The sequence below is a fragment of the Thioalkalivibrio sp. ALJ2 genome, assembly GCF_000378325.1.
GTDB lineage: Bacteria > Pseudomonadota > Gammaproteobacteria > Ectothiorhodospirales > Ectothiorhodospiraceae > Thioalkalivibrio.
Genome location: NZ_KB899554.1, coordinates 134579 through 158151 on the forward strand (window position 1 = coordinate 134579; position 23573 = coordinate 158151).

Sequence of the window (23573 nt, forward strand, 5' to 3'; positions counted from 1 at the left end):
ATGCTTGGCTCCTTGTAGGTCAGGCCGCGCGGGTATCGCGCCCGGCGGCCATTCGCGCGATGCCCGCCGCATCCAGAATCAGGGCGACCTGACCATCCCCGAGGATGGTGGCGCCAGCGGTACCGGGGACCTTGCGGAAGTTGGTTTCCAGTGTCTTGATCACGACCTGCTGCTGGCCGAGCAGGTCATCCACCCGCAAGGCCACGCGCTGGTCGTCGGCCTCGGCTACCACCAGCAGGGCCGGGTCCGGCAGCGGGCTGGGCTCGGCGCGCCCGAACAGGGCGGCCAGGTCCACGATCGGGATGTACTCGTCGCGCAGCCGGTAGAGCGGCAGCTTGCCGAAGGCCTGCTGCACGCTGCCGGCCTGCGTCTGCAGCGACTCGACAATCGCGATCAGGGGGATCACGAAGGTCTCCTCGCCCACCTTCAGTAGCTGGCCGTCCATGATTGAGAGCGTCAGCGGCAGGCGGATGGTCAGGCGCGAGCCCTTACCGGGTTGAGACTCCAGCTCCACGTTGCCGCCGAGCCCGCGGATGTTCTTGCGGACCACGTCCATGCCAACGCCGCGCCCGGAGAGGTCGCTCACCTGGTCGGCAGTGGACAACCCGGGCTCGAAGATCAACTGCAGGACCTCGTGGCGTTCCAGGTGCTGATTCGGGCCGACCAGGCCGGCATCGCGCGCCTTGGCGAGGATGCGTTCGGCATCCATGCCCTTGCCATCGTCGCGGATCTCGATGATCACGTTGCCGCCGCGATGGTAGGCCTCCAGCGTGACCTGGCCGGTCTCCGGCTTCCCGGCCGCGCGACGGGCCTCGGGCAGCTCGATGCCGTGGTCCACCGCATTGCGCACCAGGTGGACCAGCGGGTCGCCCAGGTGCTCCATCACGGTCTTGTCGATCTCGGTGTATTCACCCTTGAGCGTCAGCTCGATCTGCTTGCCGAGCTTGCCGGAGATGTCGTGCACCAGCCGCGGAAAGCGATTGAAGATCTGCGCGATCGGCACCATGCGGATGCCCATCACGCTCTCCTGCAACTCGCGGGTGTTGCGCTCCAGGTCGGCCAGGCCGGTGCGCAGGCGTTCGATCTGTGCCTCCACCTGCGACGGGTCGTCCTCCAGCTGCTCGCTGATATCGGTCAGCATGGACTGGGTGATCACCAGTTCGCCGACCATGTCGATCAGGGCGTCGATCTTGCCGGTATTGACGCGCATGGAGCTGGACTCGGCCCCCCGACTGGCGGCGGGCTGACGGGCGCCACCTTCGGCGGGCTCTCGCTCCCCGGTTGAGCTTTCCTCCACAACCGGCACGTCCTGGTCGCTGGGCGCGGAGGGGGATGGCAGCGGCTCAATGCTCAGGTCGCACTCATCCTCGACCCACTCGAAGACCTCGCGCAGCTGATCCTCGGTCGCGTCACCCTCCAATTCCAGGGTCCAGGCAAGGTAGCAGTCCTCCGGGTCGAAGCCGGCGGCGGTATCCGGCAGATCACCGGTCTCGCAGGTCACCCGCAGCTCGCCGAGCTCCTCCAGCACCTCGAACATACGCAGCGGGTCATTGCCGGTACGCATCAGGTCGCGGTGCGGCCGGAAGTGGATGCGCCAGCCCGAGCCGGCGCGCGACTCCCCACCGGCACTCCCGGGTGCCGGCTCGGCCGATGACGGCTCGCCCAGATGGGCCTCGATCAGGGTGCGCACCTCGGCCACCTCGGCCGGGTCCGCCTCGCCGCCGTCGCGCGCGGCCTCCAGCTGCGCGCGCAGGATGTCCACCGCGCGCAAAAGCAGGTTGACCGTGTCACGGTCGGCGGCCTGTTCGCCATTACGCAGGCGGTCGAGCAGGGTCTCCACGCCATGGGTGAATTCGGAGATCGCGGCAAAGCCGAAGGTCCCGGCCCCGCCCTTGATGGAGTGCGCGGAACGAAAGATGGTATTCAACGTCTCCGGATCGCCACCGCCCTCGAGCGCCAGCAGCTCGGTCTCCATGCGCTCCAGCCCCTCGAAGCTCTCCTCGAGAAAGGCGTCGACGAACTGGGACATGTCGATGGACATGGCTAGCGCAGCACCCGGTTCACGGTGTTCATCAGCTGGTCCGGGTCGAACGGCTTGACCAGCCAGCCGGTCGCGCCGGCCGCCTTGCCTTCCTGCTTCTTCTCCGGGCCGGCCTCGGTAGTCAGCACCAGGATCGGGGTGAACTTGTAGTCGCCGAGCTTGCGCAGCTCGCGCGTCATCTGCAGGCCGTCCATACCCGGCATGTTCACGTCGGTGATCACGAGATCCGCCTTCTGGCCCTGGGCCTTGCTCAGCCCATCATTGCCGTCGCGGCCCTCGGTGACCTCGTGGCCCGCCTGCTTGAGCGTGAATGCGACCATCTGGCGCATCGAGGCCGAGTCGTCCACCACCAGTACCTTCGCCATACGTTATGTCCTCAAATCGGGTCGTGAGTGGCAGGCGCGGCCTGCGTCCGGGCATGCAGTTCAGCCAGACCCAGTGCGGCCAGCGCCTGTTCAAGGGTGTTGTTGCAGGACTCGTAGACCAGGGCCTGACCCTGGTGGCGAGCGGCCTGTTCTGCCATCAGCAGCATCTGGGCGCCCGCAGCGTCGACATCCCGCACACCCGCTGCCTCCAGCGCGACCGGCTGGCCTGCCTCGATCGCCCCTCGCAGGCTCTCCCAGCATTCGCCCACCGTGTCGATGCGCAGCCTTTCCGGCAGCGGAACCTTGTTCATGTGCAGTACCCTTTGTGAGTGACGAAGCGACGGATCCCCATGCTCCGGACTCTTTTGTACAGGATCTGTACAAGAAAATACAGGGTCCCTGTAGAATACTTGTACGGCCTCCGAGTCGAAAACTTGAGAACCCGTTCTCAACAATCTGCTGGCAGCGTGGGGCCGCGCGGGCCTCTGCACGATTACCCGGATATTTTGCCGGGCACGCCGAAAGGCGAATGGGGATGGCGGTGAACACCCTTTTTCGGCGCGTGCTCGCGCTCCGCGGGTCGAACCAGGGTCGGGACCAGGCGACGCGCTGGCTGGCGCGCATGCCGGACAACTGCCAACCGCTCTGGGTGGGCAGCCATCCACCAGAAGGCGTGCCCCGTACCCGGCCGGCCCAGGCCGGCCACTGGCTGGGCCACGAGTGTGATGCAGTGGTGTTCGAGGCCACCACACCCCTTCCCGGTGATGCCCTTGCGATCGCCGCCGGGCTCCTGCGCGGTGGTGGGATTCTGCTGTTGCTGGTGGACGAACCCGGCCACGGGGCCTGGTCCAGGCGCTGGCGCACAGCGCTGCGGGCGCCACTGGTGGAATGGGTCCAGGAAGGACCGGATCGCTGGCCACTCCCGCGTAGCGAGAGAACACCCTTTGAGTGGACGCCGGACCAGCAGGCGGCCCGCAGACTGCTGGATGCACTGGCACCCGGCGAATGCGGCGTCCTGACCGCAGCCCGCGGCCGCGGCAAATCGACCCTGCTGGGGGACTGGATGGCCGGATCCTCTCCGACCCCCACGCCCAGGGGCATGGCCCTGACAGCCCCGACCGAGGCGGCTGTCCAGGCGGTACACAAGGCCATACAAGCGCACCTGGGCCGTGTCCCCGAAGAGCTGCGCTACCACGCCCCTGCCGCGCTGGAGGCGGCGGCCGCCCAATCGGAAACCCTGGTGGTGGACGAGGCCGCCGCACTCCCGGTCGAGCACCTCCTGCGGCTGGCACGGCGGGGGCAACGACTGGTGCTGGCGACTACGACGGGTGGCTTCGAGGGGAGCGGGCAGGGTTTTCGGCTGCGCGCCTTGCCCGCGCTGGAACAGGCGGGTCTTCGCATGCGCCACGCGCGCCTGGAGACGCCAGTGCGCTGGGAACCCGGCGACCCGCTGGAGCGCTGGATCGATGACCTGTTCCTGTTGGGGGCCCGCAGTGCCGCGCCAGAGCCGCAGGCGGTGCGATGGCACTGGAGCCATGCATCCGAGCTGGCGACGCAGCCCGGGCGACTGGAGGCCGTGGCCGGCCTGCTGGCCGATGCGCACTACCGCACCCGGCCCTCGGATCTGCAGCGCTGGCTGGACGACGCCGCGATCCACCTGCTGACGCTCGAGGGCATCCGCGACGGGGCCCTGTTCGGCGTGGTGCTGGTGGGCGTGGAACCGGGACTGGACGCCAGCATGGCCGAAGCGGTCTGGGCAGGAGAGCGCCGACCCCAGGGGCATTTTCTGCCCTGCGTGCTGGCAGCCCAGGGGGCGTTCGACCTGGCCCGGCACCCGGTCTGGCGCATCCAGCGCATCGCGGTGCATCCGCACTGGCAGGGTCGCGGGCTGGGACAGCGGCTGCTGCACCAGATCACCGAACGCGCTCGGGCCGAGGGTATCGGCATGGTCGGGGCCAGCTTTGGCCTGGATCCCGACCTGCTCGGGCTGTGGAAACGCGGGGGCTTCGACCTGCTACGTGCCGGCCTGCGCCCGGATCCCTACAGCGGCCGCCCAGGGGGTGTAGTCCTGAAGGCGGTCGATGACGCGCTCGCCGGGCCGACACGATGCCTGGCAGCCGCACAGGCCCGGGACTGGCCCGCATGGCGGGATCGTCTGTGGCCCTGGCACGAAACGGCCCTGGCACGGGCGCTGGAAGCCCTTTTTCCGGAGGCCGGACCTGATCCGGCGATGACAAAGGACTTGGCGGAGCTCAAGGCCTTCGCCGAGCGCGCCCGGCCACTGGAATGGGTACTCCCGGCCCTGGTCCGCCAGCTACGCGCGCAGCCGCCGACCGATACAGAAGGAACGGTGCTGGCCACCGCCCTGGAGCCACCGATCGACTGGGACGACCTGGCTGTCCGTCTGGGGGTCTCCGGACGCCGCGGCGTGGTACGGCGTTTGCGTCAGGCCGCGCAGGCCTGGCGCACCCGGGTCGAGTCCGGGGGGCAGCCCCCGGGCTGATCCAGCCGTCATCAGAGCCGGAACTGGGCCAGCGCCTGCTGGATCTCGCGCTCGACCTGCTTGAGCTCGTCGGAGGCCGCGCTGACCCGATCGGCGGTGTTGGCAGACTGATCGGCCCCGTCGGAGATCTGCACGATGTTGCGGTTGATGTCCTCGACCACGGTGCTCTGCTGACGCGCGGCAACCGCGATCTGATCGGTCATCTCCACGATCGTGGTCACCGACTGGCGGATCTGCTGCAGGGCGCCGTTCACCTCGGCGGTGTGCTCCATGGTGGTCTCGGCCTCTTCCTGGCCGTGCTGCATCGCCTTCACCGCAGAACCTGTGGCGGTCTGCAGACGCGAGATCATGCTCTCGATCTCGTCGGTGGACTCCTGCGTGCGGGTCGCCAGCTTGCGAACCTCGTCGGCCACCACGGCAAACCCGCGGCCATGTTCCCCGGCACGGGCGGCCTCGATCGCCGCGTTGAGGGCCAGCAGGTTGGTCTGCTCCGCCACGCCGCGGATGACTTCAAGGATGGTGCCGATCTGCTTCGAGTCTTCACCCAGCTTGGCCACGGTGCCGGCGGCCTGCTCGACCGTGCCCAGCAGGGAGGACATGGACTCGATGTTCTTCTCCATCACGTCGGCGCCGTTGTTCACCGCACCGCTGGCCTCCTGTCCGGCCTGGGAGGTGGCGTCGGTATTACGCGCGATCTCCTCGGCGCTGCTTTGCAGCTCGTTGATCGCCGTGGCGACGCGCTCGGTCTCGTCGCGCTGACGCGAGACCACCTCGCGGGCCTGATAGGCCTCCTGATTCAGGTTCTCGGTCGCACGGTTCAGGGTCTCGGTACCGCTACGGGCGTTGCCGATCGCCTGCGCGATCTTGTCGGTAAAGCGGTTGAACGCACGCCCCAGCTGGGCCGTCTCCATCAGACCGTTTTCGTCCAGACGGCGGCTGAGGTCGCCATCGCCGTCGGCGATCTCTTCCAGCGCCTCGGTCGAGTGAGCCAGCGCACGGCGCACCACCAGGATGATGAAGACCGCGCCGACCACTCCCAGGATCACGCCGATCAGCGCCAGGACGCCCTGCGTCACCTGGGTATTGCGCATGGTCGCGGTCAGCTCGGCGGCGGACACTTCAGCACGGCCGGTGATGCGCTCGGACAACTGCTGCAGTTCATTTCGTGCCTCGAAGATCACCGGGCCGACCTCGGTACGGATCAGGAAGGCGTCCTGCAGGGCCTCCTCGCTGCCGTGGATGCGAACGATGTCCTGGATCGCGCTGTCCAGCTCGTTCAGGAGCCCTTCGAAGTCCTCGACCGCGATCTGCTGCTCGAAATCGAGCTCGTCGTACTGTTCCAGCAACCGCGCCAGCACGTCGTGGGTCTGGCCAAGGTACAGACGCAGGTTCTGCTCGAAGGAGTCATCACGAAACGCGATGAAACCGCGGAGGTTCGAGGTGATCTGCAGAAGGTTGGTGCGCAGGCTGTAGAAATCGCCGAGACGCTCGAACGAGCGCTGGAAGCGTGCCCGCGCCATCTCCTCGTCGATCATGGTGCTGGTCAACTGGGTCATCTGCATGGTCGCCGGGTTGGCGCGCGAGTTGGCGACACCCTGGGCCGGCATGTTCTGGGCCACGTCCTCGGCCACCTCGATCAGGCGCTCACGGTGCGCGGCGAAGCCGTCAATGTTCGCGCGCACCTGTTCCGCGGAGGCAGTCAGATCATCCGAGCCCTGCACGACCGGATCGTTGACCAGGGCATCCATGGCGACGTCCAGCTCGTCCATCGCATTCAGCCAGGCGTCGCGGTGTTCGTCCTCCTCGCTCATCAGGTAGAAGCCTAGGAAGGCGGCGCTCTCCTGCAACAGCTGCTCCACGTCGTTGACGCGTGCCACCGCCGGATAGTCGGACTGGGTCAGTTCAGCCACGCCCTGTCCACCCACATTCAGGGCACGCAGTGCCAGCAGCGAATTGATGATCAGGATCGCGACGACCAGCCCGAAGCCGGCGATCAGCAGCCCCCGAATGGAGAGTTTGTCCAGCATGGTGTTGACTCCTTCCTCAGCGCCTTCTGCCGGGCGCATGCCATCACGTGCAAACGGATCATTCCGCTGCCTGTAGAGACGATTCATCCCCTGTTACGGCCGCCTTCCCCTGAAGTTGAGCCCTGGCCGTTTTGAGAATCACATCACACCGAATGACGCGGAAAGAGTCAGGGTGATTCCAGCGCCTCCCAGCGCTCGTAAGCCACCGCCAGGTCTCGTTCGACCTGTTCGAGCCGGGCCTGCAACTCGCGCACGCGCTCCCCATCGCGCAATACCTCTGGATCCGACAGGGCCTCGGCCAGCGACTGGTGCTCGTTTTCCAGCGCCTCGATCTGGCCTGGCAGGGCCTCCAGCTCGCGAGCCTCCTTGTAGGAGAGTTTGCGGGCGCGGGGCGGCGGTTCCGCGACCGCGGACGTCGGCTCGGAGCGGGCCTCGGGTGCGGCGGGCGCCTCCTGGGCCCCGGTATCCGCTTCGCGCGTGAGCAGGCGTTGCGTGACGCGTGCGGGCAGGTCCGACCAACCGCCGACGAATTCCTCGACCGTGCCATCGCCGGGCAGCACCAGCGTGCTGGTCGCAACGTTGTCGAGGAACGCGCGGTCGTGGCTGACCACGATCACCGTGCCGGTGTACTCGATCAGAAGCTGTTCCAGCAGCTCGAGGGTCTCGACATCCAGGTCGTTGGTGGGCTCGTCGAGTACCAGCAAATTGGCCGGGCGCAGAAACAGCTTGGCCAGCAGCAACCGGTTGCGCTCGCCACCGGACAGGGCCGATACGGGCTGGCGCGCGCGTTCCGGCGGGAACAGGAAATCCCCGAGATAGCTCAGCACATGTCGGGTCTCGCCATTCACGGTGACGCGGTCACGGCCCTCGCCGACCGCATCCTGCACGGTGGTCGTCTCGTCGAGACGCGCCCGTGCCTGGTCGAAATAGGCGATCTCGAGCTGGGTGCCCAGCTTGACCGTTCCGGAAAGTGGCTCCACCTGGCCCAGCAGCCCGCGCAGCAGCGTGGTCTTGCCGGCGCCATTGGGGCCGATGATGCCCAGGGCGTCGCCACGCTGGAGCAGCAGGTTCACGTCGCGCACCACCGGCGTGTCGCCGTAGCCGAAGTCCGCATGCTCAGCCTCGATCACCAAACGGCCGGAACGCTGCTCGGGGGACAGCTGCATGCGTACCTGCCCCCCCAGCTCGCGTCGTTCGGCGCGCTTCTTGCGCAGGGCCTGCAGGGCGCGCACCCGCCCCTCGTTGCGGGTACGCCGGGCCTTGATGCCCTGGCGGATCCAGGTCTCCTCCTGCGCCAGCTTGCGATCGAACTCGGCGCGCTGACGCGCCTCGACCTCCAGGCGCTCGGCCTGGCGCGTGCGGAAGGCCTCGATCGAGGGCGGGTGTTCGTACACCTGGCCACGATCCAGCTCCAGGATGCGAGTGGCGACCTGTTCCATGAACTGGCGGTCATGGCTGATGAACACCACCGTGAGCCCGCTCCCGCGCAGGAACTCCTCCAGCCAGCGGATCGCAGCCACATCCAGGTGGTTGGTCGGCTCGTCCAGCAGCAACAGCTGCGGCTCGCGCACCAGCTCGCGCGCCAGCCAGACGCGACGCTTGAGCCCGCCGGAGAGCGCAGCGAATCCGGCCTCGGGGTTGAGCTCCAGGCGCGAAAGCGTCGTTTCGACCCGGTTTTGCAGGCTCCAGCCGTCGATCGCCTCCAGCCGGGCCTGGACCGGGCCCATCTTCTCCAGGGCCTCGGCGTCACCACTGGCGGCGGCCTGGCTCAGGTGATGGAAACGCTCCAGCAGTTGCCCGGCCTCGCCCAGCCCCTCGGCGACCACATCGAACACCGTGCCCTCGACCCCGGGCGGCAGCTCCTGGGTCAGGTATGCGGTCGCCAGGCCGTCCTGGCGGACCACCTCGCCCGAGTCCGGCTGGATTGCACCCGCAATCACCTTGAGCAAGGTCGACTTGCCCTCGCCGTTACGCCCGGCTACCGCCACGCGTTCGCCGGGCTCCAGGCTCAGATTCAGGCCATCCAGCAACGGCGCCATGCCATAGGCCAGGTGGATATCGCGCAGGGTCAGCAGAGCCATCGAGATCGAGAGGAATCCAGTTGGGGAACCCGGCAAACGCCGGGCAGAAGGGGTTCAGGGGGAATCGTGAACCAGGGAGTGCGACCAGGGAAACAAATGTTTCCCTAGACGTTCAGGCCCTTGACCACCAGCACCGGGCAGTCAGCACCGCCAATCACGCGCTCGGACACCGAACCCATCAGCAGACGCTTGAGGCCGGTACGTCCGTGGCTGCCCACGACGATCAGGTCGCGATTGTCGCGCCGCGCCACGTCAATCAGGGTGACCTCGGCGCGGCCTTCCTCGAAGGTCGCGTCCGCCTGAAGGCCCTGCTCCCGGGCCTCGCCCTGCAGGCGCTGGATCGCATCGACGCCCTCCTGGCGGCGTTCGTCACTCTGGCCGGGCACGGCGACCGAGGCGATGGTGATCGGCAGCTGACAATAGCCGGCCAGTTCGATCGCCGCACGCGCCGCCTGATCGCCCAGCTCGGAGCCATCGGTCCCGACCAGCAGCCCCCGGTGCGGCGCCTGCGCGCCACGCGGAACGACCATGACGTTACACGGCGCCGTGCCCACCACCTTGCGCGTCGCGTCGCCGACCATCAGACGCGCGAGATCGTTGCGGTCGCGGCGCCCGATCACGATCAGGCCGGCCTTGTACTCCTCGGCGATCTTGACGATCTCCTGATGCCGGTCCACTCCGTGGCGCAGGATGGGCAGGGCATCGAGGCCCTGCTCGCGCGCCTTTTTCTCGAGCACGTCCAGGTCGCCCTGCGCGGTCACGCTCGCATCGTGGCTGCGCCGGGGCGACAGTGCGTCGTGCTGCGTATCGGTAGGAATGATACGCGCGAGGATGAGCCGGGCCCCGCAACGCTGGGCCAGATCCAGGCCGACAGCCTCGGCCGACTCGCTGAACTCGGAGCCGTCAGTCGCGAGCACGATCGTCTCGAAACGGCAAAGCGGGGCATCGGACATGGGGCGTCTCCCTGACAGTTTTCGACCAGCATAACCGACCGGCCGGCGCACGACAGCCAACGTCTCGCGAAAGGTCCGAACGGCCCGCTTTTTGCGTCCAACCGCCCGGGATGAAATAATCGCGCGCTTTCAAGGGGAAGCACCGGCGACGCCTCCCACGCCACTGGCCACCGGCCAGGGCCACTCGCCACCCCCCTCAGCCCCGGCTCTGCACCGTCCGGTGCGGGTCTTCAGGATACGAAATCGATACATGGAAAACCTTACGCTGACCACCGAGATGATCGTGGTGCTCGCGCTACTGGCGTTCACCATCTTCCTGTTTGTGACGGAGGTCATCCGTGTGGACCTGGCTGCCATCTCGGTGATGGTGCTGCTCGGCCTGCTGACGCTGGTGCCCGGGCTCGGGCTGCTGGTCGCGCAGGACGAACTGTTCAGCGGTTTTGCCTCCAATGCGGTGATCGCGATCATCGCGGTGATGATCATCGGCGCCGGTCTCGACAAGACCGGCGTGATGCACAAGGTGGCCGCCTTCATCATGCGCGTGGGCGGCACCACCGAGAAGAGCATCATCCCGACGGTCTCCGGCACCGTCGGCGTCATCTCGAGCTTCATGCAGAACATCGGCGCCGCCGCGCTGTTCATGCCGGTGATGAGCCGGATCTCCAGCCGCCTCGGGATCCCGCTGTCGCGCCTGCTGATGCCGATGGGCTTCGCCGCGATCGTCGGCGGCACCATCACCCTGGTCGGTTCCAGCCCGCTGATCCTGCTGAATGACCTGCTGCCGTCGAACATGGAGCCCTTCCAGCTGTTCGACGTCACCCCGATCGGCCTCGCGCTGCTGGCCACTACCATCGTCTACTTCGTGGTGCTGGGCCGTTTCGTACTGCCTTCGGTCAAGTCCAAGTCCGCGCAGCGCGAGAGTGCACAGGAGTATTTCCAGCGGGTATACGGCCTGTCCTACGAGATCCACGAAGTATTCGTTCCCGAGAAGGACCCGCTGGTGGGCCGCACCGTGGCCGAGATCGAACGCGAGACCGGGATCGCCATCGTCGGCACCTACGTGCGCGACGAGCTGCGCATGGCCCCCTGGACCGGCTACGAGATCCAGGCCAACTCGCACCTGGCGGTGCTCGCCAGCCCCGCGCGCATGGAAAAGCTGTGCGAGGGCACGCGCAAGCGCCCCACCACGCGCCTGGACGTGTTTGCGAACGCGCTGGACACCAGCCGCTCGGGGGTCGCCGAGGTCGCCATCGCGCCTGGCTCCAACCTCGCCGGCAAGACCGTGACCGAACTGGCCATGCGCCAGACCTACGGCCTGTCGGTGATGCGCATCCAGCGCGGCAGCGAGACCTTCGGCGAGGGCCTGCGTGACATCCCGCTGGAGATCGGCGACATCCTGGTTGTGCACTGCACCTGGGAGTCGCTGGCGCGCCTGGACAAGGATCGCGACTTTGTCGTGATTACCTCCGACTACCCGCGCGAGGAGCTGCGCCCCTCCAAGGTCCCGCATGCGCTGTTCTTCCTGGCGCTGACGGTGGGCTTGATCCTGTTCACCGACCTGATGCTGTCGGTCGCGCTGCTGACCGGCGCGCTGGGCATGATCCTGACCGGCGTGATCAGCCTCGACGACGCCTATCGCTCGGTGAGCTGGAAGACGGTGTTCCTGCTGGCCTCACTAATACCGCTGGGGATGGCGGTGGAGAACACGGGCACCGCCGCGTGGATTGCGCAGAACACGCTGGAACTGCTGGGGACCGTCCCGCCCTGGGTGCTGCAGGCGACGATCTTCGCGCTGGCCACGTTCTTTACGCTGGTCATGTCCAATGTCGGTGCGACCGTGCTGCTGGTGCCGCTGGCGATCAACTTCGCGATCGCCGCCCAGGCCGCGGGGATGGACGCCGACCCGCGCGTGTTCGCGCTGACCGTGGCGATCGCCACCTCGAATTCCTTCCTGATCCCGACCCACCAGGTGAACGCCCTGATCATGGGCCCCGGCGGCTACCGGGTGAAGGACTACATGAAGGCCGGCGGCATCATGACGCTGCTGTTCGGTATCGTGGCCATGCTGATGCTCAATCTCATTTTCTAAACTCGTCCGTACACTATTCGTCGCAAGAAGCTATGCAAGGAGAAACCCCATGTCGCAAAAACATCCCGTGATCGCGGTCACCGGCTCCTCGGGAGCCGGCACCTCCACCGTGAAGCGCTCGTTCGAGTCGATCTTCCGCCGCGAGCAGATCAACCCGGTCGTCATCGAGGGCGACAGCTTCCATCGCTATGACCGCAAGGCGATGAAGGAGGCCATGCAGAAGGCCGCCGACGAAGGCAATCAGCACTTCTCCCATTTCGGCCCCGAGGCCAACCTGTTCGATCGCATCGAGGATCTGTTCAAGACCTACGGCGAGACCGGCCAGGGCCAGAAGCGCTACTACCTGCACTCCGACGAGGAAGCCGCCGCTCACAACGAGCGTCTCGGCACCAACCTCGGCCCGGGCGAGTTCACCCCCTGGGAAGAGATCCAGCCGGGCACCGATCTGATGTTCTACGAAGGCCTGCACGGCCTGGTCGTGAACGGTGAAGTAAATGCCGCGCAGCACGTGGACCTGGGCATCGGCGTGGTGCCGATCGTAAACCTCGAGTGGATCCAGAAGATCTTCCGCGACAATGCCGAGCGTGGTTATTCCGCCGAGGCGATTGTGGACACGATCCTGCGCCGCATGCCGGATTACGTGAACTACATCACCCCGCAGTTTGGCCACACCGACATCAACTTCCAGCGCGTGCCGACGGTGGACACCTCCAACCCGTTCATCGCCCGGGACATCCCCACCCCCGACGAGAGCATGGTGGTCATCCGCTTCAGGGAGCCGAAGAAGTTCGGTGTGGACTTCCCCTACCTGCTGAACATGCTGCCCGACTCCTTCATGTCCCGGCCGAACACCATCGTGGTGCCCGGCGGCAAGATGAGCTTCGCGATGGAGGTCATCCTCGCGCCGATCATCCACGACATGCTGTCGCGTCGCGGCTGAGCGCAAGCGCTCCGGAAGTTCCCCTAGCCCCGCTCCGGCGGGGCTTTTTTGTGGTGACAGGCGTTTGGGCTAGCATTCCGGCGATCCCACCTTGACCCATGGAGTTGCCGTGTTCGGACTGTTCGGGCCACGCCCCGCGCAACAGATGGAACGCTTTCGCAGCCGCTATACCGGCCGCTCGCTGATCGTGCACCAGGGCTTCGAGGGCGACTGGCTGGAGGAACTGCTGAAGCAGCCCGGCGGCGGCGGGCACTTCCGTATCGACAGCCGCCGTCTGCCGACGCGGCGCCCCACGCCGATCGAGTGGCTGGTACAGACCCATGTGCTGCCCCTGGCGCTGCCCCAGCCGCTTTACCTGGACATCCGCGAGGATGCGATCCTCGCGCGGCACCTGATACGGGGCGAACGGGCGGTCCACCCCTCCGAGATCGCCTGGTTCCTGGAGGAGCTGGACACCCGCCACCATGCCCGCCTGGAGTTCACAGAAAACGACCAGATGACCATCCGGCGCGGCATCCCCGAAACCGACAACGAGGCCCTCAGCATGCTGGAACAGCTAGGGAAGCACTGATCAATGTACACACTCGCGTTGGTACCCCAGGTTTTCCGAGACAAGGCGCGCCGTGCAGCGGGTAGTGGTTCTACCCGCAAGCGGCGCAACGCAGGATCGGGGAACCTGGGGTGCCAACCCCGAAGGGGCTCGGCCGCTTTTGCACGCGCACGGCGTTGCGGCTCCCTTGTGCAGAATGACTGCACGGCAGTCACCGCGCCTTGTTCGCACGCAAAAGCGACTCGAGCGCGAGCGTGTACATTGATCAGTGTTTCCCTGGGGCTTTGATGGAGTCCTGAACGTTGATGGAACGCTTTGTCAGTACCGCCGCCAGCGGCAATGATCCGCGCACCCTCGCCGCCGAACTGATCCAGGGGCTGGGCCCGTTGCCGCCCCGGGATCCGGAGACCGTGCGCGTGGGCTTTATCTACGTCTCCGACGCGCTGAGCCGCAATGCCCGCCTGGTCATGGACACGCTGCGCAAGGCACTCGGGGTGGACCATTTCGTCGGCGGCATGGGCATGGCCGTGATCGGGCCAGACCGCGAATTCTACGAAGACCCGGCGATTACCCTGATGATCGGCGACCTGCCGGCCGGTTCCGCGCGCGTGATTCAGCGTCCGGTCCACAGCCTGGACGAGCTGAAGCAGGCCCTGGACGGCTTCCTCGACCCCGCCACCCCGGGGCGCCTGCTGCTGAACGCCGATCCACGCACGGAGGGTGTCGAGGCCGTGCTGACCGAAATTGGCGACCAGACCGCCTGGTTCGCCACCGGCGGCATACACTCCGGCGAGAATGGGGCCGGGCAGATCGCCGATGGTGTGGTCGCCTCGGGCATCACCGGGCTCGCGCTGCGCGACGATGTCGCGATCGCCGCACGCCACAGCCAGGGCTGCACCCCGCTGCCCGGCCAGCACGAGCTGACCGAGACCTGGCGCAACATCATCGTGCAGCTGGATGGTCAGCGAGCACTGCCGGCATTCAAGGGCATCATCGGCGACGTCCTGTCGCGCGACCTGGAGCGGGCACTGGGCTACATCCTGGTCGGCTTCCCGATCGCCGGCTCGGACACCGGCGACTACCGGGTCCGCAATATCATCGGCGTGGACCTCGATCAGCAGGTGCTCGCGGTCGGCGAACTGCTGGAGCCCGGGCAGAAGATCCTGTTCGTACGCCGCGACGGCCAGGCCGCTCGCGACGACCTCGAGCGCATGCTGGAGCAGATTCGCGCCCAGGCCCCGAACGGGATCCGCGGGGCGATCTATGTCTCCTGCATCGGACGCGGGCGCCACCAGTTCGGCCAGGAGGGCGCGGAACTGGCAATCGTGCAGCAGGGTCTGGGGGATGTACCCCTGATCGGCTTTTTCGCCAATGGCGAGATCTTCGCCAACCGCCTGTACGGCTACACCGGGGTCCTTACCCTATTCACCTGAACCAAGGGACTGGCATGCAATACCGCAAACTGGGACGCACCGATATCGAGGTCAGCCTGATCGGCCTGGGCACCATGACCTGGGGCGAGCAGAACACCGAGGCCGAGGCACACGAGCAGCTGGACTACGCGCTCGACCAGGGCGTGAACCTGATCGATGCGGCCGAGATGTACCCGGTCCCGCCGCGCGAGGAGACTCAGGGGCTGACCGAGACCTACATCGGCAACTGGCTGGCGAAGCGCGGCAACCGCGACCGCGTGGTGCTGGCCAGCAAGGTCGCCGGCCCCGGGATGATCGACTACCTCCGCGGTGGCCCGCAGCTGAACCGCGAACACATCGAGCAGGCCCTGAACGACAGCCTCCGGCGCCTGCAGACCGACTACCTGGACCTCTACCAGGTCCACTGGCCGGCGCGCGCCACCAACTTCTTTGGCCAGCTCGGCTACGTTCACAAGCCGGACGAGAGCGCGACCTCGATCGAAGAGACCGCGGCGGCGCTGAAGGCCGTGGTCGAGAGCGGCCGCGTGCGCGCCATCGGCATCTCCAACGAGACCCCGTGGGGGTTCATGGAGTGGATACGCGCCCATGACCGCGGCCTGTCCGAGCGCATCGTCTCCATCCAGAACCCCTACAACCTGCTCAACCGCAGCTTCGAGGCGGGGCTGGCGGAGATGGCCATCCGCGAGGACGCCGGCCTGCTGGCCTATTCGCCGCTGGCCTTCGGCATGCTCTCCGGCAAGTACCTGGACGGGGCAAAGCCCGCGGGGGCGCGCCTGACGCTGTTCGAGCGCTTCCAGCGCTACAGCAACGAATCCGGCCTGGCCGCGACCGCGGAGTACGCGCGCCTGGCCCGCGAACACGGCCTGACCCCGTCACAGCTGGCGCTGGCCTTCATCAACCAGCAGCCCTTCGTGACCAGCAACCTGATCGGGGCAACCACGATGGAGCAGCTGCGCGAGAACATCGCCACCGTCAACATCACCCTGTCCGATGCCGTGCTGGAGGCCATCGAGGCCATCCACGCCCGCTATACCTACCCCTGTCCGTAGGACCACCGCCGGTGCACCTGATCGATACGCATGTCCACCTGGACCTGGACGCGTTCGATCCGGATCGCCCGGCGGTGCTGGACCGCGCCCGCGCCGCCGGGGTTCAGGAACTCGTCCTGCCCGGCGTCACCCGCGCACGCTGGCCGGACCTCGACGCCTTGTACCGCCAGCACGCGGGTCTGCATGTCGCCTACGGCCTGCACCCGACCTTTCTGCAGGCGCATGCGGACGCGGACCTTGACGCCCTGGAGGCCTGGCTGGATACGCACCCGGAGACCATCGCGGTCGGCGAGATCGGGCTCGATGGCTATCAAGAGGGGCTCGACTGGGACCGCCAGTGGCGCTTCTACACGCGGCAGCTGGCCATCGCGCGGGAGCGCGACCTGCCGGTGATCATCCACAGCCGGCGCGCGCTGGACGCAGTGCTGAAAGGCCTGCGCCAGCAGCCCGGCGTGACCGGGATCCTGCATGCCTTTATCGGCTCGCCGCAGCAGGCCCGACAAGCGGCGGATCTCGGCTGCTGTCTGGGCATCGGCGGGCCGGTGACCTACGAACGGGCGAAACGACTGCACCGCGTGGTGCGCGAGGCCCCGCTGGAGGCGCTGGTCGTGGAGACCGATGCCCCGGACCAGCCACTGGCCGGGCACCAGGGCGAGCGCAACGAACCGATGATGACCGCCGAGGTGAACCGCCATCTGGCCCGCCTGCGGGACATCGACCCGGCCGAGATGGCTATAATCACGTCACAAAATGCACGCCGGGTCCTCCGGCTCCCGAACGACCCGGATCCATGAGCACGCCCCACAATCCCTACAGCGAACGCACCGACCTCCTGCTGGGTCCCGACGTCACCGCCGGCCTGCGCGACCGGCATGTATTCATCGCCGGGCTGGGCGGGGTCGGGAGTTTTGCCGCCGAGGCGATCGCACGCGCCGGGGTCGGACGCATGACGCTGGTGGATCACGATGTGGTCGCCGCCTCCAACCTGAACCGCCAGCTGGTCGCACTGCGCTCCACCGTGGACCAGCCCAAGACCGCGGTGATGGAGGCACGCATCCGCGATATCGACCCGGAGATCGAACTGAACATCCAGCGCGAGTTCCTGCGTCCGGACAGCATTGCCGACCTAGTGCCGGAAGACGCCGACTTCGTGCTCGACGCAATCGACTCCATTGCTTGCAAGGCGGCGCTGGTCGCCGGGGCCCAGCGCCGCGGCCAGGCGGTGATCTCGAGCATGGGGGCCGGCGGGCGCATCGACCCCACGGCCGTACGGGTCGGCCCGCTGGAGTCCACCCGCGTCTGCCCGCTGGCGCGGCAGATGCGCAAGAACCTGCGCCGCATGGACGCGCGGCTCGACTACCCCGTGGTGTTCTCGATCGAGCAGCCGCGCAAGGGCACCGAACACCGGCCGGTCGAGGGCGGCCGGCCACGCTCGGTCAACGGCACGATCTCCTACCTGCCCGCGATCTTCGGCCTGACCGCCGCCGGCCACGTGATCCAGACCCTGATCGCCCGCGCCTGACTCGCCCAGCCCCGTCATTGCGAGGCGCAAAGCGCCGCGGCAATCGCCGAGGAGCTCCCCCAGCGGTCCTGCTATTCGTCGAACACGGCCTCGATGCGGGCCTGGATGTGCTGGTCGGCGTCGGGGCCGTACTGCGTGCCGGCCGGGTCGAAGCGGTCGCAGAAGGCGTAGGCGAACTTCAGGTCCTTCACGCCCAGGGCGCCGAACAGGCGCGCCTCGAAGGAATGATCGTCCGGCGTCTGGATCAGCGTGGGCCAGCCATCCGCCCCCGGCGCCAGCGCGGGCCCGAAGAACACGACGCCCGGCAGGTTCTTCAGCCGCAGGGCACAGGTGCCCTCGGTCACCCCGGCCATCGGCAGGAAATCGATGGTGCGCGACAGGCGCTGCTTGCGGTTGAAGGCGATGTCGATCTCGCCGCCGGCCGCACGGATTGCCGGTGCCTCGGCCTCGAACGCCAGGGTCTCCAGCCCAGCCGCCCGCCAGGCATCCAGGTCCTGCGCGCCATGGCGACTGGGCAAAAACAGGTAGGCGGGCTTTGTGATCGCCCGAATCGCCTCCAGCAGGGATTCGGAATACGCCGGGGCGTTGACCAGCACGCCCCCCAGCTCGCGGTCGTCGATCAGCCAGACGGTCGGGTCCGAGGCGCCCACGCGGTAGATGCTGCGGTCACGCAATTCGACCAGTGGGGCACTGATCAGCGGTTCACTGCCCATGCGGCTCCTCCGACGGCGATTTCGCGGGACGCGGCTCGATCTCGGCCATGGTGGTCTCGATCCATTCTTCGGCTTCGCTTAGTACCTCGACGGGCTTGCGCCCGGCGGTCTCGACTGGCGGGCCGACCACCACCTCGATGGTGCCGGGGTAGCGCCGGAGGCCCTTTTTCGGCCAGAAGCTCCCGCTGTTCAGCGCCACCGGCAGCACCGGGTATCCGGTGCGTGCCGCCAGTATTGCGCCGCCCTGGCGGTAGCGCCCGTGCTCGCCCGGTGCCACGCGCGTCCCCTCGGGAAAGACGATCACCCAGCGGCCCTGGTCCAGGCGCTGCTGACCCTCCGCGACCAGGTTCTCCAGCGCCTGACGCCCGGCCTCGCGGTCGATCGGGACCGGGTCCAGCATGGACAGGGTCCAGCCGAACAGGGGGATGCGCATCAGCTCGCGCTTGAGCACCCAGGTCTGCATCGGAAAGATCGCCACATAGGCGACCGTCTCCCACGCGGACTGGTGCTTGGAGAGCACCACATGCGGCCGCGAGGGGTCAATGTGCTCGGCACCGCGCACCCGGTAGTCCAGCCCGCAGGTGATGCGCAGCCACCAGACGTTGAAGCGCCCCCACTGGGTCAGGACGCGATAGCGCGCCGGGCGCGAAAGCGGCCAGATCAGCGGCGGGACCAGCAGGCCGAACACCAGCGTGGAGCCGATAAACCCCAGTTGGAACAGGAGGCCTCGGATCAGGGGGAGCATGCGGCGGCGCTATCCCGTGGCCAGGCGGCCGATGTCGGCCACGGTCTCGAACGCGCGGCGCAGTTCGCGCAGCAGCGCCAGGCGGTTGCGCCGCTCGGCGGCATCCTCGGCCATCACCATCACCTGGTCGAAGAAGGTATCGACACGATCACGCAGGCCCGCCAGCTCGCCCAGTGCGTGCAGGTAGTCGCCATCGGCCACCGCCTGCTCGACGCCGGGACGCACCGCCTGCAGACCCTGGTAGAGCTGGCGCTCCTCGTCCAGCGCCAGGGCCTCGGGGTCGAGGTCGGCCTCGGCCTCCTCGCCGGCCTTGCGCAGCAGGTTGTGGATGCGCTTGTTCGCCGCGGCCAGGGCCTCGGCCTCCGGGCGCTCGCGGAACAGGCTGACCGCGCGCACGCGGCGGACGAAGTCCAGCGGGGTATCGGGCACGACCGCGGCCACCGCCTCGATGGTCTCGTGCGCCTGGCCCTGCTCCAGCAGGTAGCCGCGCAGGCGCTCCAGGATGTACTCGCGCACCGGTTCCACCGCCTGGTCGGCCTCCGGCACCCGTTCGCGGATCGGCTCGGCCGCGGCTTGCAGCAGCGGGGTCAGGGCCAGCGGCAGTTCGCGCTCGACCAGGATGCGCACCAGTCCCAGCGCGGCGCGGCGCAGGGCGAACGGGTCCTTGGTGCCCGTGGGCTGCTTGCCGATCGCGAAGATCCCGACCAGCGTGTCCAGTCGGTCCGCCAGCGCCAGTGCCTGGGCCAGCGGGACATCCGGCAGCTCGGAGCCGGACTGGCGCGGCCAGTAATGCTGTTCGATCGCGGCCGCGACCGCTTCGTCCTCGCGGTCGTGCAGGGCGTAGTAGCGGCCCATCGTGCCCTGCAGCTCGGTGAACTCGAACACCATCTGGGTGACCAGGTCGCACTTGGCCAGGCGCGCGGCGCGCGCGGCCAGCCCGGCATCCAGCCCCATCAGGCCGGCCAGGCGCTGCATCAAGGCCTCCAGACGCACGGACTTGTCGCGCAGCGTGCCCAAGCGCTTCTCGAATACCACCGAGTCCAGCGCGTCCAGCCGCTCCTCCAGGCGCTTCTTGCGGTCCTGCTGCCAGAAGAATTCGGCATCGGCGAAGCGCGGGCGCAGGACGCGCTCGTTGCCGTCGCGCACCGCGTGCGGGTCGCGCGACTCGATGTTGCTGATCACGATGAAGTGCGGCTGCATGCGCCCGGCCTCGTCGACCACCGGGAAGTATTTCTGGTTGTCCTGCATGGTAGAGATCAGCGCCTCCTGCGGGACATCCAGGAAACGCGGATCGAAACCGCCGGTCAGGGCCACCGGCCACTCCACCAGCGCGGTCACCTCGTCCAGCAGGTCGGCATCGACCAGTGCGCGCCCGCCCAGGGCCTTGGCCTGCTCGTGCACCTGCGCCAGGATGTTCTCGCGCCGCGCCTCGAACGACGGCTCGACAAAGCCGGGGCTGCGCAGCCGCTCGGCGTAGTCGTTGCCGCGCTTCAGCTCCAGCGCACCGGGCTGGTGGAAGCGGTGACCATGCGTGGCCCGCCCGGCGGTCTGCTCCAGCACCGTCATCTCCAGCACCTCGGTCCCGTGCAGGACGACCAGCCAGTGCGCGGGGCGCACGAACTCGGTGCGGCTGCTGCCCCAGCGCATGCGCTTGGGCGTGGGCAGGGCCTCCAGCGCGGCCTCCAGCATCTCCGGCAGCAGCTCGCCGAGGGCGCGGCCCGGCTGCATCTGGCGGAAGACCAGGTATTCGCCCTTGTCGGTGGTCTCGCGTTCCAGGCGCTCGACCTCCACTCCGCAGGAGCGGGCAAAGCCCAGCACCGCCTTGGTCGGCTCGCCGGCGGCGTCGAAGGCGGCGGCCACGGCCGGGCCGCGGCGCTCCTGGAGCTGGTCGGGCTGGCGCGCGGGCACATCGGGGAACAGCACGGCCAGCCGCCGCGGGGTGGCGAAGGCCTCGGGCGCGCCCGGCTCCAGCCCGGCCTCGCGCAGGCGCGTGGCCAGGCCCTCGGCCAAGGCGTCACGCAGGCGCGGCAGGGCGGTGGGGGGCAGCTCCTCGGTGCCCAGTTCGATCAGGAGTTCGCGGGCTTCAGCCATGTCGGGTCCGTGTCGGGTCCATCGCAACCGCGCGCCAGGGCGCGGTCTGGAAATTGGGTTCAGGCGGCGTCGGGCTTGTTCGTATCGTCGTCGGCGCACAGCGGGAAGCCCAGGGCCTCGCGCGACTCGTAGTACTTCTGGGCGACGTTTCGCGACAGCTCGCGCACGCGCAGGATGTAGCGCTGGCGCTCGGTGACCGAGATCGCGCCGCGGGCATCCAGCAGGTTGAAGCTGTGGGAGGCGCGCAGCATCTGCTCGTAGGCCGGCAGCGGCAGGCCCCGCTCGATCATGCGGTCGCTCTCGTTTGCGTGCTGGTCGAAGGCGGCGAACAGGGCATCGCGATCGGCATGCTCGAAGTTGTAGGTGGACTGCTCCACCTCGTTCTGGTGATAGACGTCGCCATAGGTCACCGGGCGGCCGTCGGGCCCGACGGTCCAGACCAGATCGAATACGCTCTCCACCCCCTGCAGGTACATCGCCAGGCGTTCCAGCCCGTAGGTGATCTCGCCGGAGACCGGGTGGCAGTCCAGCCCGCCGACCTGCTGGAAGTAGGTGAACTGGGTGACCTCCATGCCGTTCAGCCAGACCTCCCAGCCCAGGCCCCAGGCGCCGAGGGTCGGGGACTCCCAGTTGTCCTCGACGAAGCGCACATCATGGGTGAGCGTGTCGAAGCCCAGGGCCTCCAGGGAGCCCAGGTAGAGATCCTGGATGTCCGGCGGCGACGGCTTCAGCAACACCTGGAACTGGTAGTAGTGCTGCAGGCGGTTGGGGTTGTCGCCATAGCGACCGTCGGTGGGACGGCGGCTGGGCTGCACATAGGCCGCGCGCCACGGCTCCGGCCCGATCGAACGCAGGAAGGTCGCCGGATGGAAGGTACCGGCCCCCATCTCCATGTCGTAGGGCTGCAGGACCACGCAACCGTGGTCGTTCCAGTAGTCCTGCAACCGGCGAATCAGGTCCTGGAAGGTGGGGCTGCTGCTGGACGGGGTGCGTTCGTGCGCCATGCGGGATCCCGGGTCAGGGCAAAGCGGACAGTATATCGGCCGGGCTCCGGCTGCGGCCACCGGTGAAGGCAGTGCAAGCGTCTTGCATGTGGCGGAGGCACGCCCATACTGAGGGCCTGACCCTGTTCGGGAGGGATGTCCTGAGCGACCCCCGCGCCAACTCCGAGGCCACGATCTCGCCCGAAAACGGCCGGCGCTACCGTGCCACGCGCCGGGTAACGGTCGTGGGCGCGGTGGTGAATGCCTTTCTTGCCCTGGCACAGCTGCTGAGCGGATGGCTGCTGAACTCGCAGGCGCTGATCGCCGACGGCGTGCACACCCTGTCGGACCTGATCACCGATGGTGTGGTGCTGTTCGCCGCTGGCAAGGCCGCGGCCTCGCCCGATCATGACCACCCCTACGGACACGGGCGTATCGAGACCCTGGCCACCGTGGTCGTCGGTGTGTTCCTCGCACTGGCCGGCCTCGGGATCGCCTGGGCCGCCGGACAGCGGCTGATGGATACCAACGCCGCGACCGCAGGGCCGGCGCCGGCCGCGCTCGCCTTTGCGGTGCTGACGCTGGTGGCCAAGGAGGGGCTCTATCAGTACACCCACCGTGTGGCGAAACGGATCGGCTCGCGGATGCTGGATGCGAACGCCTGGCATCACCGCACGGATGCGATCTCCTCGCTGTTCGTGCTGGTCGGGGTCGGGGCCGCGGTGGCGGGCTTCCCGTGGGCGGATGCCCTGGCGGCGCTGATCGTTGCCCTGTTCATCCTGCATATCGCCGGGCGCCTGATCGTGCGCAGCGCGGCCGAACTGATTGACACGGCACTGGATCCGGAGGAGGTCGCGCGCATCCACCGCACGATCATGGAAGTGCCCGGGGTGAAGGATGCGCACATGCTGCGCACGCGGCGGCATGGGAGCGACGTGGTCGCCGATGTGCATATCCAGGTCGCCCCGATGATTTCGGTTTCCGAGGGACACCGGATTGCCGATGCGGTGTACGGGGCCGTCACCCAGCGCCACGAGCGGCTGCGCGATTTTACGGTCCATGTCGATCCGGAAAACGACCAAGATCAGGCTCGAAGCTCGAACCTGCCCCTGCGTCCGGAGATCGCCGAAGCGGTGCGCGAGGCCTGGGCCGACACCCCGGAACTGGATCGCCTGGAGCAGCTTTCCATGCACTATCTGAACGGGCGCATCCACCTGACCCTGACGCTGCGCCTTGACGGGGCATGCACGCCCGCGGACCTGAACGCGCGGGGCGAGGGCCTGTCACAGTCGCTGCAGGGCCATCCGCGCCTGAAGGACCGGCTGGGTGAGGTGAAGATCCTCTATCGCCCATGCACCACTGGCGTGCAACAAAAGACTTGATGCACTACTGTGGTGCCGATGGCGCACGGATATTGTGCAGCCCGCCGCGTGGTACGGGCCTGATGAGTCCTGAACGACCGTCACAGGGCCAATCGAACGAACTGGC

General features: G+C 67.7%; 18 protein-coding genes and 2 pseudogenes. 9 read left to right on the forward strand and 11 right to left on the reverse strand.

Features of this window, described 5'->3' with window-relative positions:
• Positions 1 to 19: 19 nt before the first annotated feature.
• From F468_RS14755 to F468_RS0100620, 4 genes and pseudogenes are all read right to left on the reverse strand, one after another.
• A pseudogene (locus tag F468_RS14755) lies at positions 20 to 1231 on the reverse strand (chemotaxis protein CheA); the annotation flags it as partial.
• A 92-nt stretch (positions 1232 to 1323) separates the two neighbouring features.
• Positions 1324 to 2041, reverse strand: a pseudogene (locus F468_RS14760) (Hpt domain-containing protein); the annotation flags it as partial.
• Positions 2042 to 2043: 2 nt separating this feature from the next.
• A complete protein-coding gene (locus F468_RS0100615; protein ID WP_018139564.1) occupies positions 2044 to 2406 on the reverse strand; it encodes a response regulator in 363 nt (120 codons plus the stop codon).
• A gap of 11 nt (positions 2407 to 2417) precedes the next feature.
• Positions 2418 to 2717 (reverse strand): STAS domain-containing protein, encoded by a 300-nt coding sequence (locus tag F468_RS0100620; protein ID WP_018994430.1) that lies wholly within the window; start codon positions 2715 to 2717, stop codon positions 2418 to 2420.
• A gap of 224 nt (positions 2718 to 2941) precedes the next feature.
• Here F468_RS0100620 and F468_RS0100625 point away from each other — a divergent pair, with 224 nt between their 5' ends.
• Complete coding sequence (locus F468_RS0100625; protein ID WP_018994431.1) at positions 2942 to 4909, forward strand: GNAT family N-acetyltransferase; 1968 nt, start codon at positions 2942 to 2944, stop codon at positions 4907 to 4909.
• A gap of 11 nt (positions 4910 to 4920) precedes the next feature.
• On the opposite strand, the gene F468_RS0100630 is transcribed toward F468_RS0100625, so the two are convergent.
• The 3 genes from F468_RS0100630 to F468_RS0100640 form a co-directional block, all read right to left on the reverse strand.
• On the reverse strand, positions 4921 to 6936 hold the full coding sequence (locus F468_RS0100630) for a methyl-accepting chemotaxis protein (protein ID WP_018139567.1): 2016 nt from the start codon (positions 6934 to 6936) through the stop codon (positions 4921 to 4923).
• A 167-nt stretch (positions 6937 to 7103) separates the two neighbouring features.
• The gene (locus tag F468_RS0100635) at positions 7104 to 9017 is read right to left on the reverse strand and encodes an ATP-binding cassette domain-containing protein (RefSeq protein WP_018994432.1); all 1914 of its coding nucleotides are present in this window, start codon (positions 9015 to 9017) and stop codon (positions 7104 to 7106) included.
• Positions 9018 to 9121: 104 nt separating this feature from the next.
• Complete coding sequence (locus tag F468_RS0100640) at positions 9122 to 9970, reverse strand: universal stress protein (protein ID WP_018175057.1); 849 nt, start codon at positions 9968 to 9970, stop codon at positions 9122 to 9124.
• Positions 9971 to 10220: 250 nt separating this feature from the next.
• Here F468_RS0100640 and F468_RS0100645 point away from each other — a divergent pair, with 250 nt between their 5' ends.
• From F468_RS0100645 to F468_RS0100675, 7 genes are all read left to right on the forward strand, one after another.
• Entirely contained in the window at positions 10221 to 12059 is a 1839-nt protein-coding gene (locus F468_RS0100645; RefSeq protein ID WP_018137576.1) for an SLC13 family permease, read from the forward strand.
• A 49-nt stretch (positions 12060 to 12108) separates the two neighbouring features.
• Entirely contained in the window at positions 12109 to 12999 is an 891-nt protein-coding gene (locus F468_RS0100650) for a phosphoribulokinase (RefSeq protein WP_018137575.1), read from the forward strand.
• Between the two features lie 109 nt (positions 13000 to 13108).
• Positions 13109 to 13570 carry a hypothetical protein gene (locus tag F468_RS0100655; RefSeq protein ID WP_018993347.1) on the forward strand — a complete coding sequence of 154 codons (462 nt, stop codon included), beginning with the start codon at positions 13109 to 13111 and terminating at the stop codon, positions 13568 to 13570.
• A gap of 284 nt (positions 13571 to 13854) precedes the next feature.
• A complete protein-coding gene (locus F468_RS0100660) occupies positions 13855 to 14982 on the forward strand; it encodes an FIST C-terminal domain-containing protein (RefSeq protein WP_018994433.1) in 1128 nt (375 codons plus the stop codon).
• A gap of 14 nt (positions 14983 to 14996) precedes the next feature.
• A complete protein-coding gene (locus tag F468_RS0100665; protein ID WP_018139718.1) occupies positions 14997 to 16031 on the forward strand; it encodes an NADP(H)-dependent aldo-keto reductase in 1035 nt (344 codons plus the stop codon).
• Between the two features lie 11 nt (positions 16032 to 16042).
• Complete coding sequence (locus F468_RS0100670; RefSeq protein ID WP_018993349.1) at positions 16043 to 16825, forward strand: TatD family hydrolase; 783 nt, start codon at positions 16043 to 16045, stop codon at positions 16823 to 16825.
• The gene (locus F468_RS0100675; protein WP_018139720.1) at positions 16822 to 17553 is read left to right on the forward strand and encodes a ThiF family adenylyltransferase; all 732 of its coding nucleotides are present in this window, start codon (positions 16822 to 16824) and stop codon (positions 17551 to 17553) included. Before F468_RS0100670 ends, F468_RS0100675 begins: the two co-directional genes overlap by 4 nt.
• A 71-nt stretch (positions 17554 to 17624) precedes the next feature.
• Here the strand turns inward: F468_RS0100675 and F468_RS0100680 are convergent, their stop codons facing one another.
• From F468_RS0100680 to glyQ, 4 genes are read right to left on the reverse strand one after another with little or no spacing between them, the layout of a single operon-like run.
• Complete coding sequence (locus F468_RS0100680; protein ID WP_018139721.1) at positions 17625 to 18266, reverse strand: hypothetical protein; 642 nt, start codon at positions 18264 to 18266, stop codon at positions 17625 to 17627.
• A complete protein-coding gene (locus F468_RS0100685) occupies positions 18256 to 19011 on the reverse strand; it encodes a 1-acyl-sn-glycerol-3-phosphate acyltransferase (RefSeq protein ID WP_018175061.1) in 756 nt (251 codons plus the stop codon). Before F468_RS0100685 ends, F468_RS0100680 begins: the two co-directional genes overlap by 11 nt.
• Before the next feature lie 9 nt (positions 19012 to 19020).
• Positions 19021 to 21102, reverse strand: a complete 2082-nt coding sequence (glyS, locus tag F468_RS0100690; RefSeq protein ID WP_018994434.1) for a glycine--tRNA ligase subunit beta — start codon at positions 21100 to 21102, stop codon at positions 19021 to 19023.
• A gap of 59 nt (positions 21103 to 21161) precedes the next feature.
• Positions 21162 to 22106, reverse strand: a complete 945-nt coding sequence (glyQ, locus tag F468_RS0100695) for a glycine--tRNA ligase subunit alpha (RefSeq protein ID WP_018994435.1) — start codon at positions 22104 to 22106, stop codon at positions 21162 to 21164.
• Between the two features lie 86 nt (positions 22107 to 22192).
• Here glyQ and F468_RS0100700 point away from each other — a divergent pair, with 86 nt between their 5' ends.
• A complete protein-coding gene (locus F468_RS0100700; RefSeq protein WP_018994436.1) occupies positions 22193 to 23467 on the forward strand; it encodes a cation diffusion facilitator family transporter in 1275 nt (424 codons plus the stop codon).
• Positions 23468 to 23573 lie beyond the last annotated feature (106 nt).